The organism is Micromonospora sp. ALFpr18c (assembly GCF_008868155.1).
GTDB lineage: Bacteria > Actinomycetota > Actinomycetes > Mycobacteriales > Micromonosporaceae > Micromonospora.
In genome coordinates this window covers 1-15,802 of the sequence record NZ_WBKR01000156.1, presented here as the reverse complement: position 1 = coordinate 15,802, position 15,802 = coordinate 1, and the positions used below count along the sequence as shown (strand labels likewise).

Sequence of the window (15,802 nt, the reverse complement as noted above, 5' to 3'; positions counted from 1 at the left end):
CCCACCCTCAAGGCGTTGGACACCGAGCGGCGGGTGATCTACCTGGGCTCGTTCGCCAAGACCGTGCTGCCCGGCGCGCGGGTCGGCTACGTGGTCGCCGACCAGCGGGTGGCCGACGCGGACGGCCGGATCGGCCCGCTCGCCGACCAGCTCGCCATGATCAAGAGCATGGTCACGGTGAACACGTCACCGATCGCGCAGGCGGTGATCGGCGGCCGGCTGCTGGAGCACGGGTGCAGCCTCGTCCCGGCGAACACCCGCGAGCGGGCGGCGTACTCCCGGAATCTGCGCCACCTGGTGGCCGGGCTGGCCCGGCGGTTCCCGGATCGCGGCGACGGGCCGGCGCCGGTCCGGTGGACGGTGCCCGCCGGCGGGTTCTTCGTGGTGGTGGCCGTGCCCTTCCCGGTCGACGACGCGTTGCTGGACCGCTCGGCGCGCGACTACGGGGTGCTGTGGACGCCGATGGCGCACTTCTACGACGACGCGGCGCCGGTGTGCGCGCTGCGGCTGTCGGTGAGCGCGGTGACGCCGGAGCAGATCGACGTCGGGCTGGACCGGCTGTCCGCCCTGATCATCGACGAGCTGGCCCGCCAACCGCCTGATCTCACTTGTGGACGGTCATAATGGGCCGCATGGTTGCCTGGGAGTACGCCTTGCTCGTCCGCCGCTATCAGGGACAGGGCCGCAATTTCCACGTCTCGTTCGTCTGGTACGCCCCAGACGGCTCTCGCAAGGACATCACCGCCTTCGGCGACACCGCCATCGCGCACCTCAACCGCGCCGGCCGGGAGGGCTGGGAGCTGGTCTCCGCCGCCGAGGACGTGAACAACGTCCAGGGCAGCACCGAGGTCCACCGCTACCACCTCAAGCGCCCCCTGACCTGACCCCGACCGGCCTGACCGCGTCGATCATGGAGTTGTAGTGGTGGACGAAAGCCGCCTACCCGCCCGTACCGGGCACCACAACTCCATGATCGACGGGAGTGGTCGGGGTCAGGCCAGGTCGATGCCGGGGTAGAGCGGGTGGGGGGCCAGCAGGTCGGTGGCCTGGCGGGCGATCTTGTCGGCCAGGGCCGGGTCCAGCGCGTACTTGGCCTTGGACGGGGTGCCGTCGGTGTTGGCGGCGGCGGTGGTCTGGGTGAGCACGGTGTGGATCAGCTCCGCGGTCTGGTCCATCTCGGTGGTGCCCAGGCCCCGGGTGGTCAGCGCCGGCGTGCCGATCCGGATGCCGGAGGTGTACCAGGCCCCGTTCGGGTCCTGCGGTACCGAGTTGCGGTTGGTGACGATGCCCGAGTCCAGGAGCGCCTGCTCGGCCTGCCGTCCGGTGAGCCCGTAGCCGGACACGTCGATGAGCACCAGGTGGTTGTCGGTGCCGCCGGTGACCAGCGTCGCGCCCCGGCGCAGCAGCCCCTCGGCGAGGGCCTGCGCGTTGTCCACGATCCGCTGGGCGTAGTCGGCGAAGTCGGGGCGGCGGGCCTCCGCGAGCGCGACCGCCTTCGCGGCCATCACGTGCGGCAGCGGACCACCGAGCACCATCGGGCAGCCCCGGTCCACCTGGTCGGCCAGCTCCGGCTGGCAGAGCACCATGCCACCACGCGGGCCGCGCAGCGACTTGTGGGTGGTGGTGGTGACGATGTGCGCGTGCGGCACCGGGTCGAAGTCGCCGGTGAACACTTTGCCCGCGACCAGGCCGGCGAAGTGCGCCATGTCGACCATGAAGGTGGCGCCGACCGAGTCGGCGATCTCCCGCAGGATCCGGAAGTTCACCTTCCGCGGGTACGCCGAGTAACCGCCGACCAGGATCAGCGGCTTGAACTCGCGGGCCGCCTCGGCCACCCGGTCATAGTCGATCAGGCCGGTCGCGGGGTCGGTGCCGTAGCTGCGCTGGTCGAACATCTTGCCGGAGATGTTCGGCCGGAAGCCGTGGGTGAGGTGACCGCCGGCGTCCAGCGACATGCCGAGCATCCGCTGGTTGCCCAGCTCACGGCGCAGCGCGAACCAGTCCGCCTCGGTGAGGTCGTTGACCTGGCGCACCTGCGCCTTCTTCAGCGCGGGAGACTCCACCCGGTCGGCGAGGATCGCCCAGAACGCGACCAGGTTGGCGTCGATGCCCGAGTGCGGCTGCACGTACGCGTGCGCGGCGCCGAACAGCTCGCGGGCGTGCTCGGCGGCGAGCGCCTCGACGGTGTCCACGTTCTGGCAGCCGGCGTAGAAGCGACGCCCGACGGTGCCCTCGGCGTACTTGTCGCTGAACCAGTTGCCCATCGCCAGCAGCGTCGCCGGGGACGCGTAGTTCTCGCTCGCGATGAGCTTGAGCGACTCCCGCTGGTCGGTCAGCTCGGCGCCGATGGCATCGGCCACCCGCGGTTCGACAGCACGGATCACCTCGAGGGCGCTCCGGAATGCGGTGGACTCGGCGTTGCGCGACATGCGACCTCCAACAGACGTGCGGGAAGGCCCAGGCGCTCGGCAAACGTCCTCGTGACGGGGCCGCTCCCCGATGGTTGTCCATCCCCACGCGCCAGTAACGGCCCGTGCCGATCCTACCGGGCCGGCCACGGCGGTCCCGGCCGACCTCCGGACGCGACCCGCCGGGGGACGCCGAAGGGCCCGGCGGGTCGCCGGGCCCTCGGTGTGCGCGGGGTGACTCAGGCGGTCACCGCATCGAGCGCCTTCTTGATCGCCTTCGGGGCGGTGGGGGTACGCGGCGCGTCCGCGCGCAGCGCGATCATCTTCTCGCCGATCTCCTGGAGCTGCTTACGACCCAGCGCGTCGCGCACCTTGGGGAACCACTCCTCCTCTTCCTCCTCGACGTGGTGCAGAACGTTCTCGATCAGCACGGTCGTCTTGGCGTTGAAGCGCTCGTCGCCGGCGTCCATGCTGGCCAGCTCGGCGCAGAGCACATCGGCGACGTGGTGTTCCTCGTACGACTCGAGGATGTCGTCCTCCAGGTCCGGCAGCAGCCGACGGACCTCCGGGTACATCACCTCGTTCTCCAGATAGGTGTGCACCGTGAGGGCCTCCAGGATCTGGTCCACCAGCTTCTGCCGCTGGCTCGCCGGCCCCTCCTCGGCGTCCTGGAAGGCCTTGAACAGGCGGCGCATCTCCTTGTGGTCCTCTTTGAGCAGGACGATGGCATCGGTCGACACCGGCATGACCTCCCTGAAATCTCGTCTGGTGTGGTTCCGGTACCCCCACGCCGACAGCGGAAACAAGGTGAAATCGCCTCAGACCATGGCCAGCGTCCGGGGGATCTCGTCGAGCAGTTCCCGGGCCAGGAAGCCGATCCGGCCGTAGCGGGGAATCAACCGCTGGCCGCTCACCGCGTGCGCGAACGAACCCCAGCAGGCCGCCTGCGCCGGGTCCGCACCCCGGGAGAGCAGCCCCGCCAGCAGCCCGGCGAGCACGTCACCGCTGCCGGAGGTGCCCAGACCGGCGTCGCCGCTCTCCTCCCGCCATCCCCGCCCGTCCGGTGCGGCCACGTGCCCGTACAGCGACACGACCGCCTCGTAGCGGGCGGCCAGCTCCGCCGCCTCGGCGTCCAGGTCGTCGCCCGGATCGCGGCCGAGCAGGTGACCCGCCTCGGTGACGTTGGGGGTGAGCACCACGGGCCGGCCCGAGCCGACCAGCAGGCCGGGGTCGTGGCTCAGGGCGCCGAGGGCGTACGCGTCGAGCACCAGCGCGGTCTGCGGTCGGGCCGCGTCGAGGACGAGGCCCAGCAGGCGGTTCGTCTCGTCGATCGCCTTCAGTCCGGGGCCGAGGGCCACCACGTCGGCCTGCCCGACCAGCTCGCAGAGTTGGCCGTCGGGGTCGGCGGCGACCGCGCCGTCGGGTGTCTCCGGCAGCCCGACCACCAGCGCCTCGGGCACCTGGATGCTCAGCGTGGCGGCGGTCGACTCGGCGGCGGCGAGCTGGAGCACCCCGGCGCCGGCGCGCAGCGCGGCCACCCCCGGCGAGCAGCACCGCGCCGGGGGTGAAGCGGGAACCGCCGACCACCAGCACGGTGCCCCGGCTCTCCTTGCCGCCGACCGGTACCGGCAGCGCCCAGTCCCGCAGCAGTCCCGCCGTGATCACCTTCACCTCAGACCGGCTCGGCATGGATCTCGTCCTCCCTGGTCGCCTCGGTGCCCTGCCGGTGCAGGTGGCCGACCTCGTTGAATCCGCCCAGCGTCAGCCGGTCCCGCGCGTCTGCGGACCAGTCGGTGATCGAGCAGTTGGCGATCACGTGTTCCCGGGTCAACGCCATCAGCTGCGCCTCGGTCAGCCCCTCCACCAGGTACCGCAGCAGGAAGACCAGCGCGTCGTGGCCGAAGAGCAGCACCCGCTGGCCCTCGTGGTCACGGCGCAGGTCACCCAGCAGCGTCCGCAGCCGCAGCGCCACGTCGGTCCAGGACTCGCCGCCCGGCGGCCGGTAGTAGAACTTGCCGAGCCGGGTCCGGCGTTCGGCCTCGTCCGGGAACCGCCGTCGCACCCCGTGCCCGGTCAGACCGTCGAGGATGCCCAGCTCCCGGTCGCGTAGCCGCTCGTCACGGCTCACCGGCACCCCGGTGCCGTGCAGCGCCAGCTCGGCCGTGGAGACCGCCCGCAGGTACGGCGACACCACCGCCACGTCCGGTCGGCGGTCCGGTGGCAGCCCGGCCAGCCACCGTCCGGTGGCCCGGGCCTGGTCCTCGCCGGTGGGGGAGAGCGGCACGTCCGCGTCACGGTGGCTGAGCCCGATCAGCTCCTCCCCGGACGCCTCGGCCCGGCTCGCCGCCACGTTCGCGGTGCTCTCCCCGTGTCGGATGATCCACAGCGTTGCCAGTTCCGCCATGCCGACCCCCTACCCGGGCGCCGCCGGCGGTAACCGCCCACCCCGGCCGCCGTGCGGGCCCGCCGACCGGCGGGAGCGACGCCGGGCGCCGTCGTCGGGTTCGGGGCAGCGCCGCCACGGGTCGATGGGGAACAATGTCCGCCGGTGGGAGGTGGTCGTCGATGACGGTCGTGCGCGGTCTACGGGAAGCGCTGGTGTTGTTCGTGGTCGCCGCGGTGCTGGTCGCGGTCGCGGCGGCGGTGTGGGTGGCGGTGGCCGGCGGCGACTACACCGCCCGGCTGGGCATCGCGTTGATGGTGGTCGGCGCGCTGTTCGGTGTGACCGGCGACCTGACGCTGAGCCGGATGGGCATGCTCGGCCCGCGCGCGACCTTCGGTGTCGCGCCGGAGCGCGAGGAGGCCGGCGGCGGGCGGGTGCTGACCGGGGTCGGCATCTTCCTCTTCGTCGGACTGCCCCTGATCCTCGCCGGCGTCCTGCTGATCAGCTGACCGAGCCTGCCGCGTCGTCGCTTCCACGCGTCGTACCCTCAGGGGCGTGGCCACGGCAGCGGAGGAGATCCGGGTGGGGGAGCGGCTGGTCCGCGTCTCCAGCCCCGACAAGCCGTACTTCCCGGAGCGCGGGCTGACCAAGCTGGACGTGGTGCGCTACTTCCTGTCGGTGGGCGACGGCATCCTGCGCGCGTTGCGGGACCGGCCCACGATGCTGGAACGTTGGCCGCGCGGCGTGTTCGAGGGTGCGACGATCGCCACCCGGCAGACCAACCGGGGCGACGCCTTCTACCAGAAGCGGCTGCCGGCGGGCGCGCCCGAGTGGGTGCGGACCGCGCACATCACCTTCCCCAGTGGCCGTACGGCCGACGAGGTCGCGCCGAGCGAGCTGGCCGTGGTGATCTGGGCGGCCAACCTGGGCACCCTGCGTTTCCACCCGTGGCCGGTCAGCGCCGCCGACGTGGAACGCCCGGACCAACTGCGCATCGACCTGGATCCGATGCCCGGTGTCGGGTTCGAGCAGGTGGTGCCGGTGGCCCGGGAGGTGCGGGCGTTCCTCGCCGAGCTGGGTCTGACCGGCTACCCGAAGACCACCGGCGGCCGTGGCCTGCACGTCTACCTGTCGATCGAGCCCCGGTGGAGCTTCGGCGAGTGCCGCCGGGCGGTGCTCGCGTTGGGTCGGGAGATGCAGCGGCGGCTGCCGGAGCTGGTCACCACGACCTGGTGGCGTGACCAACGGGACCGGCCGGTCTTCGTCGACTACAACCAGATGTCGCGGGACCACACGATGGCCTCGGCGTACTCCATCCGGCCGACGCCGCGGGCGCTGGTGTCGGCGCCGCTGGACTGGGCGGAGCTGGACGACGCCCGGCCGGAGGACTTCGACGTGCTGTCCATGCCGGCCCGCTTCGCCGAACGCGGCGACCCGCACGCCGGCCTCGACGGCGACCGGCACTTGCTGGAGCCGCTGCTGGAGCTGGCCGACTCCGAGGGGCTGGAGGCTCCACCGGAGCGCTGAGCCGGTCACACCCAGGGGCTGCCCGCCCCGTCGAACTCCTCGAAGACCAGCCAGGTGCGGGTGGACAGCACCCCCGGGATGCTCTGCACCCGACCCAGCACCACGTCCCGCAGCGCGGCGTTGTCCGGCGCGCGGACCAACGCGAGGACGTCGTGGTCGCCGCCGAGCAGCGCGGCGTGCTCGATGTAGCGCACCCGGGCCAGCTCCGCGGAGACCTCCCGCCAGGTGTTCTGCTCGATCGTCAACGCGATGTACGCCGAGGTGCCCAGCCCGGCCGCCTCGGGTGCCACCTGGGCGTGGAAGCCGGTGATCACGCCGTCGCGCAGCAGCCGCTCCACCCGGGCGTACGCGTTGGTGCGGGAGATGTGGATCCGCTCGGCCAGGGTGCGCACCGAGGTCCGACCGTCGCGGACCAGCTCGTCGAGGATCCGCCGGTCCACCTCGTCGAGGTGCCGAACCGATCGTCCCGATCCGCTCGCCCGGCTCACCTCGTCCGCGGCCTCCTGGCTCACCGAAGCTCCCTCAGCATGCCAATCGTCCCGCCTTTCTGATGGATCTTGAGTCAATCATCCGACAGGCGGAAGCATAGGCTCACCACACGTCCCAGGAGGTTCCGCCGTGACGACCACTCCCCAGGCGGTCCGCAGGGCATCCCCGCGTCCCCGTCGGGCGGTCACCCCGCCCGACCCGGCGCGCCCGCTGCTCCCGGACGCCGAACCGGTCCGCCTGCTCGACCCGACCGGCACGCCGCTGCCCGCCCGCACCGACTACCCGGAGCCGCCCGTCGAGGCCCTGCGCGAGCTGTACCGCCGGATGGTGCTCGGCCGCCGCTTCGACACCCAGGCGACCGCGCTGACCAAACAGGGTCGGCTCGCCGTCTACCCGTCCTCGCGGGGTCAGGAGGCGTGCCAGGTCGCCGCGGTGCTCGCGGTCCGCGACACCGACTGGGTGTTCCCCACCTACCGCGAGTCGATGGCGCTGGTCGCCCGGGGCATCGACCCGGTCGAGGTGCTCACCCTGCTGCGCGGCGACTGGCACTGCGGCTACGACCCGACCGCCGTGCACACCGCGCCGCAGTGCACGCCCCTGGCCACCCAGTGCGTGCACGCCGCCGGCCTCGCCCACGGCGAGGCGTACCAGGGCCGTGACACGGTGGCGCTGGCCTTCATCGGCGACGGCGCGACCAGCGAGGGCGACTTCCACGAGGGGATCAACTTCGCCGCCGTGTTCAAGGCGCCGGTCGTCTACTTCGTGCAGAACAACAGGTACGCCATCAGCGTCCCGCTGTCCCGGCAGACCGCCGCGCCGTCGCTCGCGTACAAGGGCGTCGGCTACGGCGTACCCAGCGAGCAGGTCGACGGCAACGACCCCGTCGCGGTGCTCGCCGTGCTCACCCGCGCGGTCGCGCACGCCCGCGCCGGCAACGGGCCGTTCCTCGTCGAGGCGCACACCTACCGGATGGAGCCGCACACCAACGCCGACGACGCCAGCCGCTACCGCGACGGCGCCGAGGTCGACGCCTGGCGCGACCGCGACCCCCTCGCCCGCCTGGAGACCTACCTGCGGGCGCGCGGCGTCCTCGACGACGCGGCGGTCGCCGAGATCGCCGAGCAGGCCGAGGCGTACGCGGCGGACCTGCGGACCCGGATGAACGAGCAGCCCACGGTCGACCCGCTGAGCCTCTTCGACCACGTGTACGCCGAACCCACCCCGCAGCTGATCGAGCAGCGGGAACAGGTCCGCGCCGAGCTGGCCGCGGCGAGTGACGAGGACGGTGCCGCCTGATGGCCACCACCATGGCGAAGGCGCTCAACACCGCGCTGGCCGACGCCCTCGCCGCCGACGAGCGGGTCGTCGTCTTCGGCGAGGACGTCGGTGCGCTCGGCGGCGTCTTCCGGATCACCGACGGCCTGCAGGCCCGCTTCGGCGAGAAGCGCTGCTTCGACACCCCCCTCGCCGAGGCCGGCATCGTCGGCTTCGCCGTCGGTCTCGCCATGTCCGGGCTGCGGCCGGTGGTCGAGATGCAGTTCGACGCGTTCGCGTACCCGGCGTTCGAGCAGATCGCCTCGCACGTCGCCAAGCTGCGCAACCGCACCCGGGGCGCGCTGAGCGTGCCCATCGTCATCCGCGTGCCGTACGCCGGTGGGATCGGCGGGGTGGAGCACCACTGCGACTCGTCCGAGGCGTACTACGCACACACCCCGGGCCTGAAGGTGGTCACCCCGGCGACCGTCGAGGACGCGTACTCGCTGCTGCGCGAGGCGATCGACGACCCCGACCCGGTGGTCTTCATGGAGCCCAAGAAGCTCTACTTCGCCAGCGCCGACGCGTCGCTGCCGGCGCGTGCCGAACCGTTCGGCCGGGCCGTCGTGCGCCGGCCGGGGCGCGACGCCACCCTGGTGGCGTACGGGCCGGCGGTGCCGGTGGCACTGGAGGCCGCCGAGGCCGCCCGCGAGGAGGGCTGGGACCTGGAGGTGGTGGACGTGCGCACCATCGTGCCGTTCGACGACGCCACCATCACCGCCTCGGTGCGGCGCACCGGCCGGTGCGTGGTGATCCAGGAGGCACCCGGCTTCGCCGGCGTCGGCGCGGAGATCGCCGCCCGCGTGCAGGAGCGCTGCTTCCACGCGCTGCACGCGCCGGTGCTGCGGGTCGCCGGGCTGGACATCCCGTACCCGGCGCCGATGCTGGAGCACACCCACCTGCCCGGGGTGGACCGGGTCCTCGACGCGGTGGCCCGCCTGCAGTGGGACGACCAGCCGGACGCGCGTTGGGCGGCGGCATGACCACCGTCGAGCGGACCCAGGTCTTCCTCCTGCCCGACCTGGGCGAAGGGCTGAGCGAGGCCGAGATCGTCGAGTGGCGGGTCGCCGTGGGCGACATCGTCACGGTCGACCAGAGTGTCGTCGAGGTGGAGACCGCCAAGGCGGTCGTCGACGTGCCCTGCCCGTACGCCGGACGGGTCGTCACCCTGCACGGCGCGGCGGGTGAGGTCCGCCCGGTCGGCCAGCCGTTGATCACCATCGCGCCGCTGGACGGCGGCGACGAGCCCGCCGGGCACGCCACCTACCGCGAGGAGGAGCGGGCCGGCTCCGGCAACGTGCTGATCGGCTACGGCACCGGCCACGGCGGCGCCACCCGCCGACGGCGCCGGAGCCGCCTGGCGGTGGCCCCCGAACCGACCGACCCCGCACCGTCGGATGCCGGCCGGCCCAGCGGGGCTGGTGCGACCGCCGCCGTTGGCCTGGTCGGGAGCGCGACGACCCCTGGGCCGGCGGCCCTGGTCATCTCGCCGATCGTGCGCCGGCTGGCCCGCGAGCGCGGCGTCGACCTGGGCACGGTCCGGGGCACCGGGCCCGGCGGCGTGATCCGCCGCGCGGACGTGGAGGCCGTGCTGGCCGTGCCCGCCGCCCGGCTCGCCGCCGTGCCGGACCCGCACGTCACCCCGGCCCCGGCCGGGGACGGCGACGTGATCATCCCGCTCACCGGTGTGCGCAAGGTGATCGCCGACAAGCTCTCCCGCAGCCGGCGGGAGATCCCCGAGGTGACCATCTGGGTGGACGTGGACGCCACCGGGCTGCTGGAGACCCGCGCGGCGATCAACGCGGCCACCCCCGACGCGCCGGTCAGCATCCTGGCCCTGCTGGCCCGGATCTGCCTCAGCGGCCTGCGCAGGTTCCCCCAGCTCAACTCCCGCGTCGACACCGAGGCGCAGCGGATCGTCCAGTCCGCCGGGGTGCACCTGGGCATCGCCGCGCAGACCGACCGGGGCCTGCTGGTGCCGGTGCTGCGCGACGCCCAGCGGCTCACCACCGCCGAGCTGGCCGCCGAACTGGCGGCGACCACCACCGCGGCGCGGGCGGGCGCCCTGCCGCCGGCCCGGCTGACCGGCGGCACGTTCACGCTGAACAACTACGGCGTGTTCGGCGTCGACGGCTCCACGCCGATCATCAACCACCCGGAGGCGGCGCTGCTCGGGGTCGGGCGGATCGTGGACAAGCCGTGGGTGGTTGACGGGCAGCTCGCGGTCCGCAAGGTGACGCAGCTCAGCCTCACGTTCGACCACCGGGTCTGCGACGGCGGGGTGGCCGGTGGCTTCCTGCGGCACGTCGCCGACTGCGTGGAACGCCCGGCGCTGCTGATCGCCGCCGTCTGAGGCGCGTACCCCCCGGCCCTGGCGTCGCCCGTGCGGCGCCGGGGCCGGCGCGTCATCGGGCCGGGGTTTCCCGGCGGTGTCATCGGGAAGTCGGCCCCGCCGGAGCGCACCAGACGCGTCGAAGGGAGCCGGCCCGTGGCGAACGAGCTGCTACTCAACTCCGTCCGGGTACGACGACCCGCCGCGGCCGGCGCGCCGCTGTACTGCGACGCGCTGGAGTACGGGCTGACCGGCGACGGCGCGACCAACGACCAGCCGGCGCTGGCCGCCCTCGTCGACCGCCTCGGCGCCGGGTACGCCTCGGACGGACGGGCCCGGGTCATCTACTGTCCGCCGGGCATCTACTCGATCCGCGACGCCGGCACGGTGTGGCGCAGCGGGGTCTCACTGATCGGGGCTGGTCCGGCGGCGACCCGGTTCATGCTCAGCAACGAGGGCAACCGCGCCGACCCGACCCCGCTGGCCTTCTGGACCACCGTGCAGCACGGCGCCGACCGGGACCGGCACATCGCCGACTGCACGTTCGCCGACTTCCAGATCGACGGCTCGGGTGTGGCGATGGCCGAGTACAACTACCTGGCCAAGGGCCTCGGCCTGCAGTACGTGGTGCGCGGGGTGTTCCGCAACCTCTACATCCACCACACCGCCGCCACCGGGCTCGGCTGCGACTTCCTGCAGGACTCCCTCATCGACGGCGTGGTGGTCGTCGGCTGCGGCCGCCTCGACAACGGCGAACAGTTGGGTGGCGCCGGCATCGGGGTCGGCATCGGCGGCTGGGGAACGGTGGAGCGGCTGACCATCGCCAACTGCACCGCCCTGGCCAACGGCACCAACGGCATCTTCCTGGAGCTGCAGAAGGACTACTGGCCACCACCGCGCGGCATCCGCATCATCGGCTGCCACAGTCAGGGCAACCGGTTCGGCATCTCCGACTGGGGGGCCGACGGACTGATCGTCTCCGCCTGCACGATGACCGGCAACCTGGAAACCGGCTTCGACGTGTCGGCGCAGGGCACCTCGTCCGTGGCCGGCCGGGGTGGGCTGCTCACCGACTGCGTCATCGACGGCAACATGCGCGACGGGGTCAGCATCGGCAACAGCCCCGGCCCGTACACCGTCCGGGGCAACCGGATCAGCGGCAACGGTCGGCACGGCTATCACGCGCACGACCTCGGGCGCGGTTACCAGGGCTCGATCCGCGACGTGGTCGTCGAGAGCAACGAGTTCTGGGGCAACGGGCTGGACGCGGTCCGGATCGACCATCAGATGACCGACACCGTGCTGCTCAACAACCGGATCCGCAACAACGGGCGACAGTACGCCCAGGGCGCCGGCGGTACGGGCGAAGCCGTCCGCTACGGCGAGCGGTGCCTGGTCGACCGGTCGGCGAACTGGCCGCACGACGGCCACCGGGGCAAGGTCCTGCGGGTCGGCCGCGCCGTCGCCATGGTGGCGTCCAACACCGGCGACGAACTCACCCTCGCCCCGGTCCGCCCGGACGGGATCAGCGCCTGGAGCGGGGACGTGCCGCCACCGGGATGTGCCTACGAGCTGTCCGCCGCACCAGCGCGGCGGGCCGGTATCACCATCGACGCGCCGTTCGACTCGGCCACCATCCGGGGCAACCGGATCTGGGACAACCACGACACCCGGACCCAGACCCACGGGCTGTGGATCACCGAGCGCGGCAGTTGCGTGGACTGCCGGGTCGAGGACAACGACCTCGCCGGCAACGCCGAGGACGGGCTGCTGCTCGACACCCCGCCGGTGGGCGGACGCTGGCGCGACAACCACGTCGACAGCGACTGGAGCTGACCGGCCGGGGGTGGACGACGTGCGGCGGCGGCCGGAGTGATCCGGCCGCCGCCGCTGTCACGGTGCGCTGGTCAGCCGGCCAGGCCGGCCACCGCCGGGGTCGGGTCCAGCACCACCGTGGCCGAGGCCGACTGCGGCGGTACGCCCGGCTCGGTCGGCGCGTCGGTGTAGTCCGCCACGAAGACCGCGGTCAGGTTGTCCGCGCCGCTGTGCCCACTGTCGACGAAGGTGGGGATGGTCCCGGAGCAACCCGTCGCGGTGGAGAGCGGGTGCCCGTGCTCGTCGTGCCCGAGCACGTAGGTGACCTTCACCCGGGAGCAGTCCACCGGCAGATCGTCGGTGACCTTCACCTCGTACGCGACCGTCTGCCCGAACTGGAAGGGCTGCCCGGCCACCGGGGCGACGAACTCGACGATCGGCGCGGTCGGCCCGACCACCAGCGGCAGGGTCGCCGACGCCGACCGTCCGGTGCGGTCGGTCACCTTCACCGTCGGGGTGTACGAGCCGTTCTCCTGGAACGTCCAGCTCGGGTTGGCGTCGGTGCTGTCCACCGAGCCGTCCGCGTTGAAGTCCCACGCGTAGCTCAGCTTGTCACCGTCGGGGTCGGTGGTGCCGGCGCTGGAGAACGCGACGGTCAACGGCGCCTGCCCGACGGTCGGAGTGCCGCTGATCTTCGGGATCGGCGTCCGGTTGCCCCGGACGAAGTCGATCCGGGACAGCTGGGCGTCCGGGTTCTCGGCGAAGTAGCCGTCGCCGTACTCCAGGACGTAGAGCGCGCCGTCCGGGCCGAACTCCAGGTCCATCGGGTTGTCCACCACCAGTGACGGCACCACCGGCCGGATGTCCGCCACGTCGCCGTCCTCATCGAGGCGGAACTCCTTGATGTAGTCCCGGGTCCACTCGTAGAACAGCGGCACCCCGTCGTAGTAGGCCGGCCACCGGGTCCGCGACGTGCTGGTCCCGTCGTACTCGTACGCCGGGCCGCCCATCGGGCCGATGCCGCCGGTGCCCAGCTGCGGGAACTCGGCCGAGGCGGCGGCCGCGTACCAGACCTCCGGCTGCTCGACCGGCGGCAGCACGCGCTTGCCGGTGTTGTGCGGTGAGTCGTTCACCGGACGCGCGCAGTTGAACTTGGCACCGGACTCGCCGGTGGCGAAGTCGTAGTCGCGGTAGGCGATCGTCGGCGTCACGCAGTAGGGCCAGCCGTAGTTCGCCGGCTTGTCGACACGCATCCACCGGCCGTGCCCGGCCGGCCCGCGCTGTGGGTTCGCGGTGGAGGCGTCCGGCGAGTAGTCGCCCACGTACACGTCGTCGGTACGCCGGTCGACGGCGAACCGGAACGCGTTGCGCAGCCCCATCGCGTAGATCTCCGCACGGGTCTGCGCCGTGCCCGGCTTGAACAGGTTGCCGGCCGGCACCGTGTAGCCACCACCGGCCTTCACCTTGATGCGCAGCAGCTTGCCGCGCAGGTCGTTGGTGTTGGCCGCGGTGCGCTGGGCGTCGTACGCCGGGTTGCGGTCGGCCCGCTCGTCGATCGGGACGTAGCCGTCGGAGGCGAACGGGTTGGTGTCGTCACCGGTCGACAGGTACAGGTTGCCCTTGCTGTCGAAGTCGATCTGCCCGCCGACGTGGCAGCAGATGCCCCGGTCGGTGGGCACGTCGATGATCTGCTGCTCGCTGGCGAGGTTCAGCTTCATCCCGTCCAGCTTGAACCGGGACAGCCGCAGCGCGCCCTTGAACCGCTGCCAGTCCGCCTCGGTGCCGGTCTCCGGCGCGTCCCCCTCGTTGACGCCGGGGGTGGCGGGGTCGTCCACGGGCGTGTTCAGCGGCGGCGAGTAGTAGAGGTAGACCCACTTGTTCTGGGCGAAGTTCGGGTCGATGGCGACCCCCTGCAACCCCTCCTCGTCGTGCTCGTACACCGGGATGTCGGCGGCGAGGGTGTTCAGCCCGGTGCGCGGGTCGTGGATGCGGACCTCACCGGTGCGGGAGGTGTGCAGCACCCGAAGGTCGGGCAGGACGGCGAGGCTCATCGGCTCGCCCGGGAAGTCGTTCAGTGTCACCTTCTGGAAGCTGCTGTCCGGCGGCGCGGCGGCCGGGGCGGCGGCCGCGGCCGCCGGCGGCACGGCCAGGCCGGCCGTCACCAGCAGCAGCGCGGACGCGAATGCGGTCCTGTTCATCAGGTCGTCCCCCGAAGTGGTTTTCAGTACCGGAGTGAGGCGAGATAGTCGAAGCCGACCCGGGCGGTGTCCAGGGCGTCGGCGGGGGCGCGCGGCGTGGTGCCCGCGTCGTCGCGCTCCACGATGTACTCCTCGATGCCCGCTTCCCGCTCGTGGGCGAAGATCCGACCGAAGTCGATGACACCGTCACCGAGGTCGGCGAAACCGCCCTCGACGTCGAGGTCCTTGACGTGCACCTGGCGGATCCGGCCACGGTTGGCCCGGATCACGTCGACCGGGTCGTGCGCGCCCCGCCAGGTCCAGTAGAGGTCGAGTTCGAAGTGGACCAGCCGTGGGTCGGTCTGCCCGGTGAGGATCTCGAAGCCGGTCGAGCCGTCGGTCAGCGGCACGAACTCCAGTTGGTGGTTGTGGTAGCCGAAGTCGAGCCCTGCGCGCTCGGCGAGCCGGCCGGCGCGGTTCAGGTCCCGTGCCAGGGCGCGGTAGACGGCGGGATCCCGGATCGCCTGGCCGTTGGCGTCCCGACCGAAGTACGGGTGCACGATCTTCTTGCTGCCGACGACGTTCGCGTCCTCAAGGGAACGCTGCCAGGTGGCGTCGTCGAACGGTTGCGGGATGCCGGTGTGCCCGGAGGTGGCGCGCAGCCCCGCCGCGTCGAGCGCGGCGCGGAACTGCGCGGCGGTGCGTCCGACGAAGCCGGCGTGCTCCACCCGCCGGTAGCCGATCCGCCGCAGCGCGTCCAGGGTGCCGGGCAGGTCGGCGGCCAGTTGGTCGCGCAGGGTGTACAGCTGGATGCTGATCCGGTCCACCGGCACCCGGCGACGTCCGCCGGACTGCCCGCTCTGCCCGCTCTGCCCGCTGGGTGCCGCGGCGGCCGGGCCCGCGAGCAGGCCGGCGGTGCCGACGGCGGCGGCGGATACCGTCGCCGCGCGAAGCAGGCCGCGTCGGCTGACCGCCTCGAACGCCGGTGTCGGCTCCGTAGGGTTGGTCTGTTGATCCATGGTGGTGGTCCCTTCCTGACGGCGGGGCACGCCGTCGACGGCGGTCGACCGGCTGCCGCCGCCCGGGCGCGCCGAACCGGCCGGAGACGGGCTCCGGCGGAACGGTGAGGGACGGCGCGCGGGGCACGACCCGGACCCATCGGGCGGGACGCGGCGACCCGGCAGGGTGGCGGCAGGCTGATCGACGAATGGGCAACCCTCTATCTAGATCCGGACCCTACCCTTGCCTCCGGACGAAGGCAAAGCTTCGTCGCGTTCGGCAGAAGGTTCGCTCCAACTGACAAAAGTCCGCGCCCGGGGCGCGGCACCGGGTGTCCGGATAGCCGGCGGGCCGTCCC

Annotated in this window: 15 protein-coding genes and 1 riboswitch; of the genes, 8 read left to right on the top strand and 7 right to left on the bottom strand. The window is 72.6% G+C overall.

The genetic code is table 11. From position 1 onward, the window contains the following. On the top strand, positions 1-624 hold a 624-nt coding region (locus F8271_RS23395), incomplete at its 5' end, for an aminotransferase class I/II-fold pyridoxal phosphate-dependent enzyme (RefSeq protein ID WP_151491974.1). Beyond that, complete coding sequence (locus F8271_RS23390) at positions 624-884, top strand: hypothetical protein (RefSeq protein ID WP_151491973.1); 261 nt, start codon at positions 624-626, stop codon at positions 882-884. The genes F8271_RS23395 and F8271_RS23390, both read left to right, overlap by 1 nt. A 108-nt stretch (positions 885-992) precedes the next feature. On the opposite strand, the gene F8271_RS23385 is transcribed toward F8271_RS23390, so the two are convergent. From F8271_RS23385 to F8271_RS23370, 4 genes are all read right to left on the bottom strand, one after another. Beyond that, the gene (locus tag F8271_RS23385) at positions 993-2,429 is read right to left on the bottom strand and encodes a glycine hydroxymethyltransferase (protein ID WP_151491972.1); all 1,437 of its coding nucleotides are present in this window, start codon (positions 2,427-2,429) and stop codon (positions 993-995) included. Between the two features lie 19 nt (positions 2,430-2,448). After that, positions 2,449-2,538: riboswitch (ZMP/ZTP riboswitch) on the bottom strand. Between the two features lie 109 nt (positions 2,539-2,647). Continuing rightward, entirely contained in the window at positions 2,648-3,148 is a 501-nt protein-coding gene (locus tag F8271_RS23380) for a hemerythrin domain-containing protein (RefSeq protein ID WP_151491971.1), read from the bottom strand. A 78-nt stretch (positions 3,149-3,226) separates the two neighbouring features. Next, a complete protein-coding gene (locus tag F8271_RS23375; protein WP_225854710.1) occupies positions 3,227-3,946 on the bottom strand; it encodes an NAD(P)H-hydrate dehydratase in 720 nt (239 codons plus the stop codon). Between the two features lie 134 nt (positions 3,947-4,080). Then, the gene (locus F8271_RS23370; RefSeq protein ID WP_151491970.1) at positions 4,081-4,812 is read right to left on the bottom strand and encodes a histidine phosphatase family protein; all 732 of its coding nucleotides are present in this window, start codon (positions 4,810-4,812) and stop codon (positions 4,081-4,083) included. Positions 4,813-4,973: 161 nt separating this feature from the next. Here F8271_RS23370 and F8271_RS23365 point away from each other — a divergent pair, with 161 nt between their 5' ends. Both F8271_RS23365 and F8271_RS23360 read left to right on the top strand, forming a co-directional pair. Continuing rightward, the gene (locus tag F8271_RS23365) at positions 4,974-5,300 is read left to right on the top strand and encodes a hypothetical protein (protein WP_151491969.1); all 327 of its coding nucleotides are present in this window, start codon (positions 4,974-4,976) and stop codon (positions 5,298-5,300) included. A gap of 46 nt (positions 5,301-5,346) precedes the next feature. After that, positions 5,347-6,318 carry a DNA polymerase domain-containing protein gene (locus F8271_RS23360; protein ID WP_151491968.1) on the top strand — a complete coding sequence of 324 codons (972 nt, stop codon included), beginning with the start codon at positions 5,347-5,349 and terminating at the stop codon, positions 6,316-6,318. Positions 6,319-6,323: 5 nt separating this feature from the next. Here the strand turns inward: F8271_RS23360 and F8271_RS23355 are convergent, their stop codons facing one another. Then, on the bottom strand, positions 6,324-6,806 hold the full coding sequence (locus F8271_RS23355) for an Lrp/AsnC family transcriptional regulator (RefSeq protein ID WP_370461950.1): 483 nt from the start codon (positions 6,804-6,806) through the stop codon (positions 6,324-6,326). Between the two features lie 97 nt (positions 6,807-6,903). Here F8271_RS23355 and pdhA point away from each other — a divergent pair, with 97 nt between their 5' ends. The 4 genes from pdhA (at position 6,904) to F8271_RS23335 (ending at position 12,289) form a co-directional block, all read left to right on the top strand. Beyond that, complete coding sequence (gene pdhA, locus F8271_RS23350; RefSeq protein ID WP_192580421.1) at positions 6,904-8,103, top strand: pyruvate dehydrogenase (acetyl-transferring) E1 component subunit alpha; 1,200 nt, start codon at positions 6,904-6,906, stop codon at positions 8,101-8,103. Further along, the gene (locus F8271_RS23345) at positions 8,100-9,104 is read left to right on the top strand and encodes an alpha-ketoacid dehydrogenase subunit beta (protein ID WP_192580420.1); all 1,005 of its coding nucleotides are present in this window, start codon (positions 8,100-8,102) and stop codon (positions 9,102-9,104) included. Before pdhA ends, F8271_RS23345 begins: the two co-directional genes overlap by 4 nt. Further along, positions 9,089-10,474, top strand: coding sequence for a dihydrolipoamide acetyltransferase family protein (locus tag F8271_RS23340; protein ID WP_151491975.1), 1,386 nt, complete (start codon positions 9,089-9,091; stop codon positions 10,472-10,474). The genes F8271_RS23345 and F8271_RS23340 overlap by 16 nt, the downstream gene beginning before the upstream one ends. 135 nt (positions 10,475-10,609) lie before the next feature. Further along, positions 10,610-12,289: a right-handed parallel beta-helix repeat-containing protein gene (locus tag F8271_RS23335; protein WP_151491964.1), complete on the top strand. Its 1,680-nt coding sequence runs from the start codon at positions 10,610-10,612 to the stop codon at positions 12,287-12,289. A 71-nt stretch (positions 12,290-12,360) separates the two neighbouring features. On the opposite strand, the gene F8271_RS23330 is transcribed toward F8271_RS23335, so the two are convergent. After that, on the bottom strand, positions 12,361-14,466 hold the full coding sequence (locus F8271_RS23330; protein WP_151491963.1) for a PQQ-dependent sugar dehydrogenase: 2,106 nt from the start codon (positions 14,464-14,466) through the stop codon (positions 12,361-12,363). A gap of 23 nt (positions 14,467-14,489) precedes the next feature. Continuing rightward, entirely contained in the window at positions 14,490-15,464 is a 975-nt protein-coding gene (locus F8271_RS23325; RefSeq protein WP_151491962.1) for a sugar phosphate isomerase/epimerase, read from the bottom strand. Between the last annotated feature and the right edge of the window lie 338 nt (positions 15,465-15,802).

What these genes read in the sequence shown, in the direction of transcription:
- F8271_RS23390 (WP_151491973.1), top strand. Translation starts at nt 624, where the DNA reads ATGGGCCGCATGGTTGCCTGGGAGTACGCCTTGCTCGTCCGCCGCTAT.
- F8271_RS23325 (WP_151491962.1), bottom strand. Translation starts at nt 15,464, where the DNA reads ATGGATCAACAGACCAACCCTACGGAGCCGACACCGGCGTTCGAGGCG.
- F8271_RS23385 (WP_151491972.1), bottom strand. Translation starts at nt 2,429, where the DNA reads ATGTCGCGCAACGCCGAGTCCACCGCATTCCGGAGCGCCCTCGAGGTG.
- F8271_RS23370 (WP_151491970.1), bottom strand. Translation starts at nt 4,812, where the DNA reads ATGGCGGAACTGGCAACGCTGTGGATCATCCGACACGGGGAGAGCACC.
- F8271_RS23330 (WP_151491963.1), bottom strand. Translation starts at nt 14,466, where the DNA reads ATGAACAGGACCGCATTCGCGTCCGCGCTGCTGCTGGTGACGGCCGGC.
- F8271_RS23365 (WP_151491969.1), top strand. Translation starts at nt 4,974, where the DNA reads ATGACGGTCGTGCGCGGTCTACGGGAAGCGCTGGTGTTGTTCGTGGTC.